Here is a 17,062-nt window from a genome sequence, read left to right as displayed (position 1 = left end):
GCTACAGGCGCGCCGTTTTGAACGTGTCGCAGCGTCCCGGTTCGCCGTGCTCGAAGCCGGCGCGGAACCAGCGCACGCGCTGCGCCGAGGTGCCGTGGGTGAAGGCGTCGGGCACCACGCGACCCTGACTCTGCTGCTGCAGGCGATCGTCGCCGATGGCATTGGCGGCGTTCAGCGCCTCCTCCAGATCGCCTTGCTCCAGCCAGTCCAGGCGTTGCTGCGCGTGATAGGCCCAGACGCCGGCGAAACAGTCAGCCTGCAGCTCCTGGCGCACCAGCAGGCCATTGTCGCCTTCCATCTGCGCGCCGCGCTGGCGGGCCGTCTGCATCCGTTGCGAGACGCCGAGCAGCGTCTGCACATGGTGACCGACCTCATGGGCGATCACGTAGGCCTGGGCGAAATCGCCGGCGGCGGCGAAGCGCCGGGCCATGTCATCGAAGAATTGCAGGTCGAGATAGACCTGCTGGTCGCCGGGGCAGTAGAACGGGCCGACCGCCGAGCTGGCGAAGCCGCACGCCGAGTTCACCCCGCCACGAAACAGCACCAGGGTCGGGTCGCGGTACTGTGCGCCACTCTGCTGGAACAGCGCGCGCCAGGTGTCCTCGGTGTCGCCGAGCACGGCGCGGACGAATTCCACCTGCGGGTCGTCAGCGGCCGGCTGTTCGCCCTGCTGCGACACCGCCGGACCGCCCTGGCTGGCCAGCTGGCCGAGAATCTGCAACGGGTCCTGGCCGGAAAGCAGGCCGAGCACCACCACGATGGCGATGCCGCCCAGCCCCAGCCCACCGCCGAGGCGCATGCCGCTGCGGCCTCTGGCATCCACTACGTTGTCGCTGCGACGAGCCCGGTTCCAGCGCATGGTGATGTTTCCTCTGTTGGACGACTACCGGTATCAGACCGGCTGGACTAGAGCATAGCTGCACGCGGACGTCAGGCTTGCCGTGCTTCGCGCATGCGCCAGCCGGCACCGCAGGGCGAACGAAAGGCCCGATGGACGGTCCGATGGCGACCGGGAGTCCAAGTCGCACAGCAGGAGTTTTCGATGCGTTTTGCCCGTTTGGTTCTGGCGATCCAGGCGCTGATCATGTTCGCGCTCAGCCTGGCGTACTGGCTGCGTCCCTACGAAATGGCCAATCTCAACGGCATGCTGCTGATGGAGTCGGCGTCGATCAGCCATATGCGGGTGTACTACGGCGGCCTGCAGCTGGGGCTGGCGCTGTTCCTGTTCTGGGCCATGCGCGGGCCCGAGCGCGCGCGAGCGGCACTGGTGCTGCTGGTGATCACCATGCTGGCGCTGGTGGGGGGACGCCTCGGTGCGCTGGCACTGGATGGCGGCGAGCTGATCGGCTTCGACCTGGCCTCGTTGCTCTACCGTCTGCTGGCTGCTGCTTTGGCGGCGCTGGCCCTGTGGTTGCTGCGCGAGCCGGCTGCGGTGGAGGCCGATGAAGCCCCGGCGCAGCGGATCGAACCGCCGACGCGGCGGCTGGTCGACGAGCCGCCGCAGCCGTTCCGTGTGGGCGATGCGCGACCCGAGCCGCCGGCGGCGGACGCCGCGGCGCCGCAAGCGTTCCGCCGCGGCGATCCCCAGCCCTGAGTCAGCGCGTCGCCTGGGCCAGCTGGGCGTAGTCGGCGGTCAACGCTTCCAGCTTCTGCAGCAGCGATTCGGCGGTGGTGACGATCACCGTCGGCACGTAGCGACCGTCTTCCGTCAGCTTGAAACCGACGCGGGCGAAACGCCATTGGTTGCTGATGTGTTCGAGGCGATCGTTGATCTGCTCGGTGTTCTGCTTGGCCGCGTGCAGTTCGTCCAGGCCCTGGTCGAATTCCTCCACCGCCGTATCGAATTTGCTCCGCAGTTCGGCGTCCGGCAGGTTCCAGCTCAGTGCCAGGTAGAGCATGGCGATGCGCTGGCTGAGCATGCGCAGCCGGCCGCTGCGGTTGACCAGATGCGCGGGCTGGCTGCCGTTGTGCTGTTCGATCCGCAGCGCCAGCGTCTCGCTCTGTGCGAGGAAGCGTTCGGCCAGCTTGAGCATCTCCAGCGAGCGCGACTTGTCCGGCGCGGCAAGCGCCTGTTCGCGCAGCTGCTGCCAAGTCAGCCCGGCCTCGTCGACTGCCCCGCGGATCGCGGCGCTGGGGGCGTAGTCGCCGAGCAGCTGGCTGTTTTCCTCGACACTGGCGACGCTGGCATCGAGCTGCGCCTGCGCAAGTTCGCTGCGGGTCTGGGTGCCGATCATCAGGTAGCTCTTGGCGATGCGCTGGCCGAGCATGCGTTGCTGGCCGGCGCGGTTGATGGCTTCGGCATCGCTGATGGCGGCTTGGCCGGGCAGGGCGCCGAGCAGCAGGCCGAGCAGCAGCGTGCCGCGAAGCAGGTGTTGAAACATGTGGTCTCCTTCCATGTGGATTCGGCTGTCGCTGCCGTATCCGCGACAGCGGACCGGCGTGCGAGACGGCGCGAACGATAGGAGCCTTTGCCCGTTGGCCAATGATGCGAGTCAAGCGGTACGGGGTCGAAGGAGGTATTCCCCGGTGCGGCGGAGACGGGCGCGACCAGCGCATGCACGCCCTGCCTGCCGCGCTGCGAGGCAGGGCTGGCGGGCCTTGCGCGGCTGCCGGGCGACTATGTCTTTGGGGATACGCCGGGGCAGCCGGCGTGCGACGCCGTGTCAGCCGCGCTGGCGCTCGTTTTCCAGCGCCCACACGGCGGCCTCGACCCGCGAGCGCAGCCCGAGCTTGTGCAGCAGGTTCTTCACGTGGACCTTCACCGTGCCCTCGGTGATGCCCAGCTTGCGGCCGATCATCTTGTTGCTGTTACCGCCGGCGATCATCTTCAGCACCTGACGCTCGCGCTCGGTCAACTCCACCTCCGGCGCAACCGGCTGGCCGACGCGCAGCGCCTGCGCCATGACCCGCGCCAGTGCCGGGCTGACCACCAGGTCGCCTTGCAGCACCTCACGGATCTGCTGGATCAGTTTCTCCGGCTCCATGTCCTTGAGCAGGTAGCCGTCGGCGCCGAAGCGCAGCGCGTCGCGCACGTCTTCTTCGGCATCGGACACCGTGAACAGCAGCACCTTGCCGTCGTAGCCATCCTGGCGCAGGCGCTTGAGCGTCTCGATGCCGTTGAGCGTGGGCATGTTGTTGTCCAGCAGGATCAGCGCCGGCTGCAGTTCCGGCACCCGGCGCAGGGCCTCCTCGCCATCGCTGGCCTCGCCGACGATGACGAAGTCGTCTTCCAGTTCGAGCAGCTGGCGCATGCCGCGACGCATCATGGGGTGGTCGTCGACGAGCAGGATGCTGTGGCGGAAGTCGTTCATGCGGTGTCTCTCTCGAGGTCGCGGCCGAGGAACTGCGGCGCGAAGTTCAGTTGCACGCGAGTACCGTTGGGCTCGCGCTGTTCGATGCGCAGGCGCCCGTGCAAATTGCGGGCGCGCTCGAGCATGATGGTCAGGCCGTGGTGCAGGCGCGGGTCGAAATCCAGGGAAACCCCGCAACCGTCGTCCTCGATGAGCATTTCCACTTCCGAGCCGATCTGCTGCACGGTGAGCCAGACATGGCTGGCGCCGGAGTGGCGGGCGCAGTTGGACAGCGCCTCTCGGGCGATCTGCAGCAGGTGGATCTGCTCGCTGGCCGACAGGCCGAACGGCAGCGTCTTGACGTTCAGCTGCACCGGGAACTGGCCGCGCTCGGAGAATTCGCGCGCGGTGTCGTCCAGCGCCTTGCGCAGCCCGCCTTCCTGGATCTTCAGGCGGAAGGTGGTGAGCAGCTCGCGCAACTGGCGGTAGGCGTTGTTCAGCCCGTCGCGGATTTCCTCGGTGACCTTTTCCAGCTGCTCCGGCGGCTCACCGCGGTGCATCAGCGTCTGCAGGCGGCTGACCTGCAGCTTCATGTACGACAGGGCCTGGGCCAGCGAATCGTGCAGTTCGCGGGCGATGATGGCGCGCTCCTCGAACAGCAGCAGGCGGTGGTCTTGCTCGCGGCGACGCTCCAGCGACAGCGCGGTGCCGATCAGGTTGGCCAGTGCCTCGATCAGCTCCAGCTCCCATTGCTGCGGCGGCCGGCCGTCGGCGAAGGCGGCGCGCAGCTCGCCCAGCTCGCTGCCCTGGTTGACCACCGGGCTGGCCACGATATTGCGCCGCTGGTGCAGGGTGCAGGTGGCGCAGTCGCCCGGCGAGCAGATTTCGCGCAGCTCGCTGCCGTGCAGGGCGATCAGTTGCTCGGCCGGTTCGCGCGGATCGCCGTGCAGGCACAGGGTCAGGCGCAGGCCCGGCAGGCGGTTCTGGAAACTGTCGATCAGCTTGTCCAGCGATTCGGCGCTGGCCGGCCCGCTGGCCAGGCTGCGGCTGCCTTGATAGAGCAGTTGCAGCGCGGCGTTGGCCTGGGCGAGGTGCGCGGTTTTCTGGGCGACGCGGCTCTCAAGGGTGTGATGCGATTGCTCCAGCGCCTCGGCCATCGCGTTGAAGCTGTTGGCCATGTGCCCCAGTTCGTCCTCCGAGCGGTACTGCACGCGCGCGCTGAGATCGCCGGCTCGGAAGCGCTCGGTGGCGCGCACCAGCTCCTGCAGCGGGCTGAGCACGCTGCTCTGCAGGCTGTACATGCCGACCATCAGCACCATCACCGTGACGAACAGCGCGGTGCCCTGGATCGCCAGCTGCCAGCTCTGCTTGCGCTCGCTCTGGCGCTGCAGCAGCAGGACGAACTGGTTGAGTTGTTCGACGAAATCGTCGGCATTGGCATGGAAGACCGCGACATCGCCACGCTCGAGCGCGGGCGCGAGCTGGTTGTGCCAGCGCTCGCGCAGGCCGGCATAGGCCTGATTGAGCGGCGACTGCTGATCGCTGCGCAGGATGCGGGTCAGGTTGATGCTTTCCAGGCGGTGGCGGAAGTTGTCGCCCTGGCGCTGGATTTCCGCGTTGTCGGTGCCAGCCTGCAGCCGCCAGCTCAGTTTGTATACCGACATGCGCAGCGAACCGGCGGTATTGATCGCGGCGGCATCGTCCTCGCTCAGCCAGGCGATCAGCCCGGCGCTGACGGCGCTGCCCAGCGCGAGGGTGCCGATCAGCAGGACCGCGACCCCGGCCCTTGCCGGCAGCGACCCACGGAACCAGTGGAATATCCGCACGCTACCTCCAAAGAGTTCCAGGACCGCCGCTTCGCCTGCCGGTTCGGGCTCTGATTGAATAACTAGCTGAATTTGAAAGGAAAAAAACCAAAAAAACTAACTACCTCCAAGGTGGTAGCGGGCAAATCATACTCTTTTGGTCGGGAATTTCGTCTTGATCCAAGTCAACGGAATCCGGCCCGCGCGTTAATAGCTTGCAAGCCAGGTCGAGCGTTCGGGGGAGTCCGACAATGGCTAAGTTGAACATGCAACAGGGGCTGGTGCTGGGGATGAGCACCGTCGCATTCACGATCTGCTTCATGATCTGGATGATGTTTGCCGTGCTCGGGGTGCCGATCAAGGAGATCTTCCAGCTCAACGAAACGCAGTTCGGCCTGCTCGCCGCGACGCCGGTGCTTACCGGTTCGCTGGTGCGTCTGCCGCTGGGCATGCTCACCGACAAGTTCGGCGGGCGCATCGTGTTCTTCATGCTGATGCTGATCTGCGTGCTGCCGATCTACCTGATCAGCGAAGCGACCGCCTACTGGCACTTCCTCGTGCTGGGCCTGTTCGTCGGCCTGGCCGGCGGCTCCTTCTCGGTCGGCATCGCCTACGTCGCCAAATGGTTCGACAAGAGCAACCAGGGCCTGGCGATGGGCATCTTCGGCGCCGGCAACGCCGGTTCGGCGCTGACCAAGTTCATCGCCCCGGCGATCATCGCCGCTGGCAGCTGGCAGATGGTGCCCAAGGTCTACTCGGCGATCATGTTCATCACCGCGCTGCTGTTCTGGTTCCTGACCAGCGAGAACAAGGCGCACCGCGTGGCCAGCACCGTCACCCTCAAGAGCCAGTTGCAGGCGCTGAAGGATCCGGCCGTGTGGCGCTACTGCCAGTACTACTCAATCGTCTTCGGCGGCTACGTCGCGCTGGCGCTGTGGATGACCAAGTACTACGTGCAGGAGTATGGCTTCAGCCTGCAGGCCGCCGCGCTGCTGGCCGCCTGCTTCTCGCTGCCCGGCGGCGTACTGCGCGCCGTGGGCGGCTGGATGTCGGACAAATGGGGCGCGCAGAGCGTGACCTGGTGGGTGATGTGGGTGAGCTGGGTGTGCCTGTTCCTGCTGTCCTACCCGCAGACCGATTTCACCATCCAGACCGTCGAGGGCTCGCGCACCTTCCACATCGGGCTCAACGCCTGGGTGTTCACCGCGCTGATGTTCATCGTCGGCATCGCCTTCGCTTTCGGCAAGGCCTCGGTGTTCAAGTACATCTCCGATGACTACCCCGAAAACATGGGCGTCATCTCCGGCATCGTCGGCCTGGCCGGCGGCCTGGGCGGCTTCGTGCTGCCGATCATGTTCGGCGCCCTGGTGGACCTCACCGGCGTGCGCTCCTCCGCCTTCATGCTGCTGTACGGCGTGGTCTGGGTCTCCCTGATCTGGATGTACTTCAGCGAAGTGCGCAAAACCCCTCTGATGGGCAAGGCCGGCCAAGGCCAGCAGCCCTCCGCGTCCTGATCCCACCTGGAGCATGTCCATGACAGCCATCGATTCATCCGCGGCCAAACGGCCGCCCAAACAGGGACCGGTCATCCATGACTGGCGCCCGGAAGACGCTCAGTTCTGGGCCGCCACCGGCAAGGCCATCGCCACGCGCAACCTGTGGATATCGATCCCCGCGCTGCTGCTGGCGTTTGCCGTGTGGATGGTCTGGAGCACGGTTATCGTGCGGCTGAATGCCATCGGTTTCGGCTTCAGCACCGACCAGCTGTTCTGGCTGGCGGCGCTGCCGGGGCTGTCTGGCGCGACGCTGCGCATCTTCTACTCGTTCATGGTGCCGGTGTTCGGCGGCCGCCGCTGGACCGCGATCAGCACCGCGTCGCTGGCCATCCCGGCGCTGTGGATGGGCTTCGCCGTGCAGAACCCGGAGACGCCCTACAGCGTGTTCGTGATCATCGCGCTGCTGTGCGGCTTCGGCGGCGGCAACTTTGCTTCGTCGATGTCCAACATCAGCTTTTTCTACCCCAAGGCACAGCAGGGCACCGCGCTCGGCCTGAACGCCGGCCTGGGCAACCTTGGCGTGTCGGTGATGCAGTTCAGCGTGCCGCTGCTGATCGGCATGGGCCTGTTCGGCGCCGCCGGTGGCCAGCCGCAGGAACTGGCCGATGGCGGCCAGCTGTGGCTGCAGAATGCCGGTTTCATCTGGGTGCCGTTCATCCTCGCGGTGACCGTCGCGGCCTGGTTCGGCATGAACGATCTGTCGTCGGCACGCGCCTCGTTCAGCGAGCAGGCGGTGATCTTCAAGCGCAAGCACAACTGGCTGATGTGCTGGCTGTACCTGGCCACCTTCGGTTCGTTCATCGGCTTCGCCGCCGCGTTCCCGATGCTGATCAAGACCTCCTTCCCGGAAGTCAACGCACTGAGCTTCGCCTTCCTCGGCCCGCTGGTCGGTGCCCTGGTGCGTCCGCTGGGTGGCTTCGTGGCGGACAAGCTGGGCGGCGCGCGCGTCACCCTGTGGAACTTCGTGGTGATGATCGGTGCGGTGTTCGGCGTGCTGCAGTTCCTGCCCGAGGCCGGACAGGGCGGCAGCTTCTACGGCTTCCTCGCCATGTTCATGCTGCTGTTCGTTACCACCGGCATCGGCAACGGCTCCACCTTCCGCATGATCCCGGTGATCTTCCGCACGCTGCACGAGCGTCGTGCCGGCAAGAACGCCGCCGCCCGTGAGGAAGCGCTGCGTGCCGCCGGCAAGGAATCGGCTGCGGTTCTGGGCTTCAGCTCGGCGATCGGCGCCTTCGGTGCGTTCTTCATTCCCAAGTCGTTCGGCTCCTCCATCGCCCTCACCGGCGGCCCGGAGATGGCCATGTACGGCTTCGTTGCCTACTACGTGACTTGCATTCTGGTGACCTGGTGGTGGTACTCGCGCAAAGGCGCCGAGACCCCCTGCTGAGTCGACTTCGAGATTAAAAGTAGAGCGCAGGCACGACCTGCGCTCAGTCTGAGAGGAAAGAAACGATGAGTTACCTACTCGACCAGCTGCGCTTTTTCAATCGCAAGCAAGGAGAGTTCGCCGACGGACACGGCGAAACCCGCATCGAATCGCGTGACTGGGAGAACGTCTACCGCTCGCGCTGGCAGTACGACAAGATCGTGCGTTCCACCCACGGGGTGAACTGCACCGGTTCGTGCTCCTGGAAGATCTACGTGAAGAACGGCCTGATCACCTGGGAAACCCAGCAGACCGACTACCCGCGCACCCGCAACGACCTGCCCAACCACGAACCGCGCGGCTGCCCGCGTGGCGCGAGCTACAGCTGGTACATCTACAGCGCCAACCGCCTGAAGTACCCCAAGGTGCGCAAGCCGTTGCTGAAACTCTGGCGCGAGGCACGCCGCAACATGGCGCCGGTGGATGCCTGGGCCAGCATCGTCGAGGACAAGGCCAAGGCTGAATCGTACAAGAGCAAGCGCGGCATGGGCGGCTTCATCCGCTCCAGCTGGGACGAGGTCAACGAGATCATCGCCGCCGCCAACGTCTACACCGTCAAGCAGTACGGCCCGGACCGCGTGGTCGGCTTCTCGCCGATCCCGGCGATGTCGATGGTTTCCTACGCTGCCGGTAGCCGTTACCTGTCGCTGATCGGTGGCGTGTGCCTGTCGTTCTACGACTGGTACTGCGACCTGCCGCCGTCCTCGCCGCAGGTATGGGGCGAGCAGACCGACGTGCCGGAATCGGCCGACTGGTACAACTCCAACTACATCATCGCCTGGGGCTCCAACGTCCCGCAGACGCGTACCCCGGACGCGCACTTCTTCACCGAAGTCCGCTACAAGGGCACCAAGACCGTGTCGATCACCCCGGACTACTCCGAGGTGGCCAAGCTCACCGACCAGTGGCTGAACCCCAAGCAGGGCACTGACGCCGCGCTGGCACAGGCCTTCGCCCACGTCATCTTCAAGGAATTCCACCTCGAGAAGCCGAGCGCCTACTTCACCGACTACGCCAAGCGCTACACCGACATGCCGATGCTGGTGCTGCTCAACGAGAAGGACGGCAGCTTCATCGCCGACCGCTTCCTGCGCGCCTCCGACCTGACCGGCAACCTCGGCCAGGACAACAACCCCGAGTGGAAGACCATTGCCGTCGACGCCAACGGCGAGCTGGTGTCGCCGCAGGGTTCGATCGGCTATCGCTGGGGCGAGAAGGGCAAGTGGAACATCGAGGCGCGTGAGGGCGGCGCCGGTCGTGACGTCGATCTGCGACTCAGCCAGATCGACAGCGGCGAAACCGCCGAGATTGCCTTCCCCTACTTCGGCGGGCAGGTTCACGAGCACTTCACCGCGGTCGAGGGCGACGAAGTCCAGCTGCGCCGCGTGCCGGTACTCAGCGTCACCCTGGCCGACGGCCGCAGCGCCAAGGTCGCCAGCGTGTTCGACCTGATGGCCGCCAACCTGGGTATCGCCCGTGGCCTGGGCGGCGCCAACGTCGCTGCCAGCTACGACGACGCCAGCGTGCCGGGTACCCCGGCCTGGCAGGAGAAAATCACCGGCGTGGCGCGCGAGAAGGCGATCCAGATCGCCCGCGAGTTCGCCGACAACGCCGACAAGACCAAGGGTCGTTCCATGATCATCGTCGGTGCGGCGATGAACCACTGGTACCACATGGACATGAACTACCGCGGCCTGATCAACATGCTGATGTTGTGTGGCTGCGTGGGTCAGACCGGTGGCGGCTGGGCCCACTACGTCGGTCAGGAAAAGCTGCGTCCGCAGTGCGGCTGGCTGCCGCTGGCCTTCGGCCTCGACTGGAGCCGTCCGCCGCGCCAGATGAACGGCACCAGCTTCTTCTACAACCACAGCTCGCAGTGGCGTCACGAGAAGATGAGCATCCACGAAGTGCTCTCGCCGCTGGCCGACAAGTCGCAGTTCCCCGAGCACATGCTCGACTACAACATCCGCGCCGAACGTGCCGGCTGGCTGCCGAGCGCTCCGCAGCTCAACCGCAACCCGCTGCAGATCTGCCGTGACGCCAAGGCCGCCGGCATGTCGCCGGTCGACTACGTCACCAAGTCGCTGAAGGACGGCACGCTGCGCTTCTCCTGCGAGCAGCCGGACAGCCCGGAAAACTTCCCGCGCAACATGTTCGTCTGGCGTTCCAACCTGCTGGGTTCCTCCGGCAAGGGCCACGAGTACATGCTCAAGTACCTGCTGGGGACCAAGAACGGCGTGATGAACGAAGACCTTGGCAAGCGCGCCGACGGCTTCAAGCCGACCGAGGCCGAGTGGGTCGATAACGGTGCCATCGGCAAGCTCGACCTGGTCACCACCCTCGACTTCCGCATGTCCTCCACCTGTGTGTACTCCGACATCGTCCTGCCGACCGCGACCTGGTACGAGAAGGACGACATGAACACCTCGGACATGCACCCTTTCATCCACCCGCTGTCCGCGGCGATCGACCCGGCCTGGGAAGCCAAGTCCGACTGGGAAATCTACAAGGGCATCGCCAAGGCCTTCTCCAAGATGGCCGAAGGGCAGCTGGGCGTCGAGCAGGACCTGGTCACCGTGCCGCTGCTGCACGACACCCCCGGTGAGCTGGCGCAGCCGTTCGGCGGCACCGACTGGAAGACCGAGGGCAAGGACCCGGTGCCGGGCAAGAACTGCCCGAACATCACCGTGGTCGAGCGCGACTACCCGAACACCTACAAGAAGTTCACCTCGCTCGGCCCGCTGCTCGACAAGCTGGGCAACGGCGGCAAGGGCATCAACTGGAACACCGAGCACGAGGTCGAGTTCCTCGGCGAGCTGAACTACAAGGTGCGCGAGGAGGGCGTCAGCCAGGGCCGGCCGAAGATCGAAACGGCCATCGACGCGGCGGAAGTGATCCTCTCGCTGGCGCCGGAAACCAACGGCCACGTCGCCGTCAAGGCCTGGGCCGCGCTGTCGGAATTCACCGGCCGTGATCACAGCCACCTGGCGCTGCCCAAGGAGCACGAGGCGATCCGCTTCCGTGACATCCAGGCGCAGCCGCGCAAGATCATCTCCAGCCCGACCTGGTCCGGCCTGGAAGACGAGCACGTCAGCTACAACGCCGGCTACACCAACGTTCACGAGCTGATCCCATGGCGCACCATCACCGGCCGCCAGCAGTTCTATCAGGATCACCCGTGGATGCTGGCGTTCGGCGAGGGGCTGATGAGCTACCGGCCGCCGATCAACACCCGTTCCACCGGCTACGTGCAGGGCAAGAAGTCCAACGGCAACCCGGAGATCGCGCTGAACTGGATCACCCCGCACCAGAAGTGGGGCATCCACTCCACCTACACCGACAACCTGATCATGCTGACCCTCAGCCGTGGCGGCCCGATCGTGTGGATGAGCGAGATCGACGCGAAGAAGGTCGGCATCGAGGACAACGACTGGATCGAGTGCTTCAACGCCAACGGCGCCCTGACCGCCCGTGCGGTGGTCAGCCAGCGCGTGATGGAAGGCATGGTGATGATGTACCACGCCCAGGAACGCATCGTGAACGTGCCCGGCTCCGAGACCACCAAGACCCGCGGCGGCCACCACAACTCGGTGACCCGCGTGGTGCTCAAGCCCACCCACATGATCGGCGGCTACGCCCAGCTGGCGTACGGCTTCAACTACTACGGCACGGTCGGTTGCAACCGCGATGAATTCGTCGTGGTACGCAAGATGAAGAACGTCGACTGGCTCGACGGCCCGAACGGCGATGCACTGCCGCAACCCCTGCCGCAAGATATCTGAGGAAAAAGGCCATGAAGATTCGTTCACAAGTAGGCATGGTCCTGAACCTGGACAAGTGCATCGGCTGCCACACCTGCTCGATCACCTGCAAGAACGTCTGGACCAGCCGCGAAGGCATGGAATACGCCTGGTTCAACAACGTCGAGACCAAGCCCGGTATCGGCTACCCGAAAGAGTGGGAAAACCAGGACAAGTGGAAGGGCGGCTGGGTACGTAACAGCGACGGCAGCATCAACCCGCGCATCGGTGGCAAGTTCCGCGTGCTGGCGAACATCTTCGCCAACCCGGACCTGCCCTCGATCGACGACTACTACGAGCCGTTCGACTTCGACTACCAGAACCTGCACACCGCGCCGATCTCCGATCACCAGCCGGTGGCACGCCCGCGCTCGCTGATCTCCGGCCAGCGCATGGAGAAGATCGAGTGGGGTCCCAACTGGGAGGAGATTCTCGGCACCGAGTTCGCCAAGCGCCGCAAGGACAAGAACTTCGACAAGGTGCAGGCCGACATCTACGGCCAGTACGAGAACACCTTCATGATGTACCTGCCGCGCCTGTGCGAGCACTGCCTCAACCCGGCGTGCGCGGCGGCCTGCCCGAGCGGTGCGATCTACAAGCGCGAGGAGGACGGCATCGTCCTCATCGACCAGGAGAAGTGCCGCGGCTGGCGCATGTGCATCAGCGGCTGCCCGTACAAGAAGATCTACTTCAACTGGAAGAGCGGTAAATCCGAGAAGTGCATCTTCTGCTTCCCGCGCATCGAGGCCGGCATGCCGACCGTCTGCGCCGAGACCTGCGTGGGCCGCATCCGCTACCTCGGCGTGCTGCTGTATGACGCCGACCGCATCCTCGAAGTGGCCAGCACGCCCAACGAGCAGGACCTCTACCAGAAGCAGTTGGACATCTTCCTCGACCCGTTCGATCCGAAGGTCATCGCCCAGGCCCAGGCCGACGGCGTGCCGATGTCGGTGATCGAGGCCGCGCAGAAGTCGCCGGTGTACAAGATGGCGGTGGACTGGAAGCTGGCCCTGCCGCTGCACCCGGAATACCGCACGCTGCCGATGGTGTGGTACGTGCCGCCGCTGTCGCCGATCCAGAACGCCGCCAGCGCCGGCCACGTCAGCATGGACGGCGTACTGCCGGACGTCGACAGCCTGCGCATTCCGCTGCGCTACCTGGCCAACCTGCTCACCGCCGGTGACGAGAAGCCGGTCAAGCTGGCGCTCAAGCGCATGCTCGCCATGCGCGCCTACAAGCGCGCCGAGCAGGTCGACGGCGTGCAGGACCTCAAGGTGCTGGAGAGCGTCGGCCTGTCGGTCGCCCAGGTCGAGGACATGTACCGCTACCTGGCCATCGCCAACTATGAAGACCGCTACGTGATCCCGTCGGCACACCGCGAGGAAGCCATGAGCGACGCCTTCGCCGAGCGTTCCGGCTGTGGCTTCAGCTTCGGCAGCGGTTGCTCCGGCGCCTCGGACACCAACATGTTCGGTGCGAAGAAGGCCAACCGTCGCGACGTGATCAAGACCGTCCAGTTGTGGGAGGACTGAGCATGCGCATCCTCAAGGTGATTTCCCTGCTGCTCGACTATCCCGAGCAGGCGCTGCGCGATGGCCATGCCGAACTGGCCGAGGCCATCGCCGCGGCTCGCGAGATCAGTCCGGCGCAGCGCGCCGCGCTACGCAGCCTGCTCGACGAGCTGGCTGCCGGCGATCTGATGGACGTGCAGGAGCGCTACACCGAGCTGTTCGACCGCGGTCGCACGCTGTCGCTGCTGCTGTTCGAGCACGTGCACGGCGAGTCGCGTGATCGTGGCCAGGCGATGGTCGATCTGATGGCGCAGTACGAGGCCGCCGGGTTCGCCATCGGTGTGCGCGAGCTGCCCGACTACATCCCGCTGTACCTCGAGTACCTCGCCACCCGCGAGGACCTCGAGGCCCGCGAGGGGCTGGCCGACGTGGCGCACCTGCTGGCGCTGCTGGCCGCGCGTCTGGAAGAACGCCAAAGCCCGCACGCGGCGTGCTTCCACGCGCTGCTGCAGATCGCCGGCGAGACCGTCGAACAGGCCGTCGGCGAGCTGCGCGAGCAGGTCGCCGCGGAGGAGCGCGACGACTCGCTGGAAGCGCTGGACAAGGTCTGGGAGGAGGAGCAGGTCAACTTCCTCCAGGCCGAGCAGCAGGACCGGTGTCCATCCATGCCGAGCGGGCCGGGCAAGGTTCGCGAGGAAAGCCCGGTGCCGCTGCACTGGACCGATTTCAAGCATGACGGGCAAGCCGCGCTGGCCCAGGAGGTGCGTTAATGTCTAACTTCAATTTCCTGCTGTTCGGGGTCTATCCCTACATCGCCCTGGCGATCTGCCTGATCGGCAGCTGGGCGCGTTTCGATCTGTCGCAGTACAGCTGGAAGGCCGGCTCCAGCCAGATGCTCCAGCCCAAGGGCATGCGTCTGGCGAGCAACCTGTTCCACGTCGGGGTGATCTTCATCCTCTGCGGCCACTTCGTCGGCCTGCTGATGCCTGAAGCGTTGTACCACTCCTTCATCACCAGCGGTCAGAAGCAGGTGGTGGCGATGGTTTCCGGTGGCTTCTTCGGCATCCTCTGCCTGATCGGCCTGGTCCTGCTGATCCAGCGCCGCCTCGGCGATCCGCGCGTGCGCGCCTCGTCCAGCCGTTCCGACATCGCGATCCTCTTCGTGCTGCTGGCCCAGCTGGTACTCGGCCTGCTGACCATCGTTGCCTCGCTCGGCCACCTCGACGGCTCGGTGATGGTGCTGCTGGGCACCTGGGCGCAGAGCATCGTCACCCTGCAGCCGCTCAAGGCCGCAGGCGCCATCGAGACGGTCAACGTGGTGTACAAGCTGCACGTGTTCCTCGGCCTGACCCTGTTCGTGCTGTTCCCCTTCACCCGCCTGGTACACATCGTCAGTGCGCCGGTGTGGTACCTGGGCCGGCGCTACCAGATCGTCCGGCAGAAGGGCGTCAAGCCGGCCATGCCGCGCCCGCAGCGGCCGCGTGGCTATGAGGCTCCGGCAGCAACCAGCGGTGTGGCTGTTCCGCAGCCGGGCTTCGCCGCGGGCAAACTCAAGGATGGCGTGAACTGAGTCGATGGGCGGCCGGTGCCTGACACCGGCCGCCGCGACTGAACCGAATTTCGAGCTTGAGTGAGGTAACCATCATGGGTTGTGGATGCGGCGGTACGGGTGGTGGCGGTGGCTGCGGCGGTGAAACGCGGCCGGCGGTAGAGCTGCCGGTGGAGGCGCCCCTGTTCGAGGAGCTGCCCAACGAGAGCGACGAACAGACCGATGAGGTGCAGCAAGCCGCGCCGGTGCTGATCGCCACCAGCGAACAGGAGTGGCCGCGGGCCAAGGTCAACGGCGTGGCGATCAGCCCCGAGGCGATCGCCCGCGAACTGCAGTACCACCCGGCCGATACGCGCAACGAAGCGGTATTCCTCGCCACCCAGGCGCTGGTGCTGCGCGAGCTGCTGCAGCAACGCATCGCCGAGCTGGGCCTGCAGGTGACTGCGGAGAACGGCGAGAGCGAAGAAGAAGCCGCTACCCGTGCGTTGATCGAAAAAGAGATTCCGCTGCCGCTGGCCGATGATGCGACCTGCCAGCAGTATTACCAGAGCAACCAGTCGCGCTTCTTCAGCGCCCCCCTGCTGGCCGTGCGGCACATCCTGCTCGCCTGCCCGGCGGATGACGACGAAGCCCGCAGCCTGGCGCGCGAACAGGCGCAGGCACTGCTCGACCAACTGGCGCAGGCGCCGCAGCGCTTCGCCGAACTGGCCGAGGCGCACTCGGCCTGCCCATCCAAGGCTCAGGGCGGTGCGCTCGGTCAGATCAGCAAAGGCCAGACCGTGCCCGAGTTCGAGCGCCAGCTGTTCCGCCTGCCGCAGGGGCTGTGCGGTCAGCCGCTGGAGAGCCGCTACGGCTTCCATCTGGTGTTCGTCGACCAGCGCATCGAGGGCCAGCAACTGCCTTACGAGGCGGTAGCCGGCACCATCCGCGCGGAGCTCAACCAGCGCGTCTGGCAGATCGGCGTCAGCCAATACCTGCAGAACCTGGTGGCCGCGGCGAACATCGAAGGCATTCGCATCCAGGGTGCGGAAACGCCGTTGATGCAGTAACGGCGGGTAGGGTGGATGGCGTTTCGACCATCCACCGTCTCGCGACGCGCCATCCCCCACGACGTACAGAGAGCTTGGCGATGACTCAACTACGCGATGCCCACGACCGCCAGATCGACTACCTGCGCATGTCGGTGACCGATCGTTGCGACTTTCGCTGCGTCTACTGCATGGCCGAGGACATGACCTTCCTGCCGCGCCAGCAGGTGCTCGGCCTGGAGGAACTGGAGCGCATCGCGCGGATCTTCGTCGGCCTGGGGGTGAAGAAGATTCGCCTCACCGGCGGCGAGCCGCTGGTGCGCCAGGGCATCGTCGGCCTCTGCGAACGCATCGCGGCCTTGCCCGGCCTGCGTGAACTGGTGATGACCACCAACGGCTCGCAGCTGGTCAAGCTCGCCGAACCACTGGCCCGCGCCGGGGTCAAGCGGCTGAATATCAGCCTGGATAGCCTGGATGCCGACAAATTCCACGCCATCACCCGCACCGGCGAACTGCAGCCGGTGCTCGACGGCATCAATGCAGCGTGTGCCGCCGGCTTCGAGCGGATCAAGCTCAACGCCGTGGTGATGAAGGGCCGCAACGCCGAAGAAGTCGCCGATCTGGTCGATTTCGCCATCGCCAGCGGGCTGGACCTGAGCTTCATCGAGGAAATGCCGCTGGGCGACGTCGGTCGCTCGCGCGGCGAGAGCTTCTGCTCCAGCGACGAGGTGCGCGCGCTGATCGCCGAACGCCACGCGCTGATCGACTCGGCCGAGCAGAGCGGCGGGCCGGCGCGTTACGTGCGCCTGCCGGCGCATCCGCAGACGCGCATCGGCTTCATTTCGCCGCATTCGCACAACTTCTGCGCCACCTGCAATCGCGTGCGGCTGACCGTCGAAGGCCGCCTGCTGCTGTGCCTCGGCCACGAGAATTCCATCGACCTGCGCGGTTTGCTGCGGCGCCATCCGACCAGCGACCAGCCGATCATCGACGCCATCCACGCCGCGCTGCAGCGCAAACCGCTGCGCCACGAGTTCGCCAGCAGCGGCGAGGTGCAGGTGCTGCGCTTCATGAACGCCAGCGGCGGCTGAGGG

General features: G+C 65.8%; 13 protein-coding genes. 9 read left to right on the top strand and 4 right to left on the bottom strand.

Annotated elements, in window-relative coordinates; all coding sequences use genetic code 11:
* Position 1 precedes the first annotated feature (1 nt).
* Complete coding sequence (gene ypfJ / locus HU825_RS02125) at positions 2–859, bottom strand: KPN_02809 family neutral zinc metallopeptidase (protein ID WP_102827794.1); 858 nt, start codon at positions 857–859, stop codon at positions 2–4.
* 183 nt (positions 860–1,042) lie between these two features.
* On the opposite strand from ypfJ, the gene HU825_RS02120 reads away from it, so the two are divergent.
* Complete coding sequence (locus HU825_RS02120; protein WP_234302808.1) at positions 1,043–1,594, top strand: DUF4345 domain-containing protein; 552 nt, start codon at positions 1,043–1,045, stop codon at positions 1,592–1,594.
* A 1-nt stretch (position 1,595) separates the two neighbouring features.
* Here the strand turns inward: HU825_RS02120 and HU825_RS02115 are convergent, their stop codons facing one another.
* The 3 genes from HU825_RS02115 to HU825_RS02105 all read right to left on the bottom strand — a co-directional run bounded on the left by HU825_RS02115 (position 1,596) and on the right by HU825_RS02105 (position 5,110).
* On the bottom strand, positions 1,596–2,381 hold the full coding sequence (locus tag HU825_RS02115; RefSeq protein ID WP_234302807.1) for a type IV pili methyl-accepting chemotaxis transducer N-terminal domain-containing protein: 786 nt from the start codon (positions 2,379–2,381) through the stop codon (positions 1,596–1,598).
* A 282-nt stretch (positions 2,382–2,663) separates the two neighbouring features.
* On the bottom strand, positions 2,664–3,311 hold the full coding sequence (narL, locus tag HU825_RS02110) for a two-component system response regulator NarL (RefSeq protein ID WP_077682087.1): 648 nt from the start codon (positions 3,309–3,311) through the stop codon (positions 2,664–2,666).
* Positions 3,308–5,110, bottom strand: coding sequence for a histidine kinase (locus tag HU825_RS02105; RefSeq protein ID WP_234303363.1), 1,803 nt, complete (start codon positions 5,108–5,110; stop codon positions 3,308–3,310). The genes narL and HU825_RS02105 overlap by 4 nt, the downstream gene beginning before the upstream one ends.
* A 236-nt stretch (positions 5,111–5,346) precedes the next feature.
* Here HU825_RS02105 and HU825_RS02100 point away from each other — a divergent pair, with 236 nt between their 5' ends.
* The 8 genes from HU825_RS02100 (at position 5,347) to moaA (ending at position 17,059) form a co-directional block, all read left to right on the top strand.
* The gene (locus tag HU825_RS02100) at positions 5,347–6,609 is read left to right on the top strand and encodes an MFS transporter (RefSeq protein ID WP_043299139.1); all 1,263 of its coding nucleotides are present in this window, start codon (positions 5,347–5,349) and stop codon (positions 6,607–6,609) included.
* Between the two features lie 19 nt (positions 6,610–6,628).
* On the top strand, positions 6,629–8,041 hold the full coding sequence (locus tag HU825_RS02095) for a NarK family nitrate/nitrite MFS transporter (RefSeq protein ID WP_054094589.1): 1,413 nt from the start codon (positions 6,629–6,631) through the stop codon (positions 8,039–8,041).
* A gap of 65 nt (positions 8,042–8,106) precedes the next feature.
* Positions 8,107–11,862, top strand: a complete 3,756-nt coding sequence (locus HU825_RS02090; protein WP_102827791.1) for a nitrate reductase subunit alpha — start codon at positions 8,107–8,109, stop codon at positions 11,860–11,862.
* 11 nt (positions 11,863–11,873) lie between these two features.
* Entirely contained in the window at positions 11,874–13,412 is a 1,539-nt protein-coding gene (gene narH / locus HU825_RS02085; RefSeq protein WP_077682084.1) for a nitrate reductase subunit beta, read from the top strand.
* Between the two features lie 2 nt (positions 13,413–13,414).
* Positions 13,415–14,161, top strand: a complete 747-nt coding sequence (narJ, locus tag HU825_RS02080; protein WP_043299133.1) for a nitrate reductase molybdenum cofactor assembly chaperone — start codon at positions 13,415–13,417, stop codon at positions 14,159–14,161.
* Positions 14,161–14,961: a respiratory nitrate reductase subunit gamma gene (gene narI, locus HU825_RS02075; protein ID WP_043299131.1), complete on the top strand. Its 801-nt coding sequence runs from the start codon at positions 14,161–14,163 to the stop codon at positions 14,959–14,961. The genes narJ and narI overlap by 1 nt, the downstream gene beginning before the upstream one ends.
* Positions 14,962–15,035: 74 nt before the next feature.
* Positions 15,036–15,989 (top strand): peptidylprolyl isomerase, encoded by a 954-nt coding sequence (locus HU825_RS02070; RefSeq protein WP_234303362.1) that lies wholly within the window; start codon positions 15,036–15,038, stop codon positions 15,987–15,989.
* 80 nt (positions 15,990–16,069) lie between these two features.
* Positions 16,070–17,059 carry a GTP 3',8-cyclase MoaA gene (gene moaA / locus HU825_RS02065; protein ID WP_234302806.1) on the top strand — a complete coding sequence of 330 codons (990 nt, stop codon included), beginning with the start codon at positions 16,070–16,072 and terminating at the stop codon, positions 17,057–17,059.
* The last annotated feature ends 3 nt before the right edge of the window (positions 17,060–17,062 follow it).

The sequence above is a fragment of the Pseudomonas phenolilytica genome, from assembly GCF_021432765.1.
GTDB classification, from domain to species: domain Bacteria; phylum Pseudomonadota; class Gammaproteobacteria; order Pseudomonadales; family Pseudomonadaceae; genus Stutzerimonas; species Stutzerimonas phenolilytica.
The sequence above is the reverse complement of the archived record's forward strand: the minus strand, read 5'-3'. Positions and strand labels throughout refer to the sequence as shown.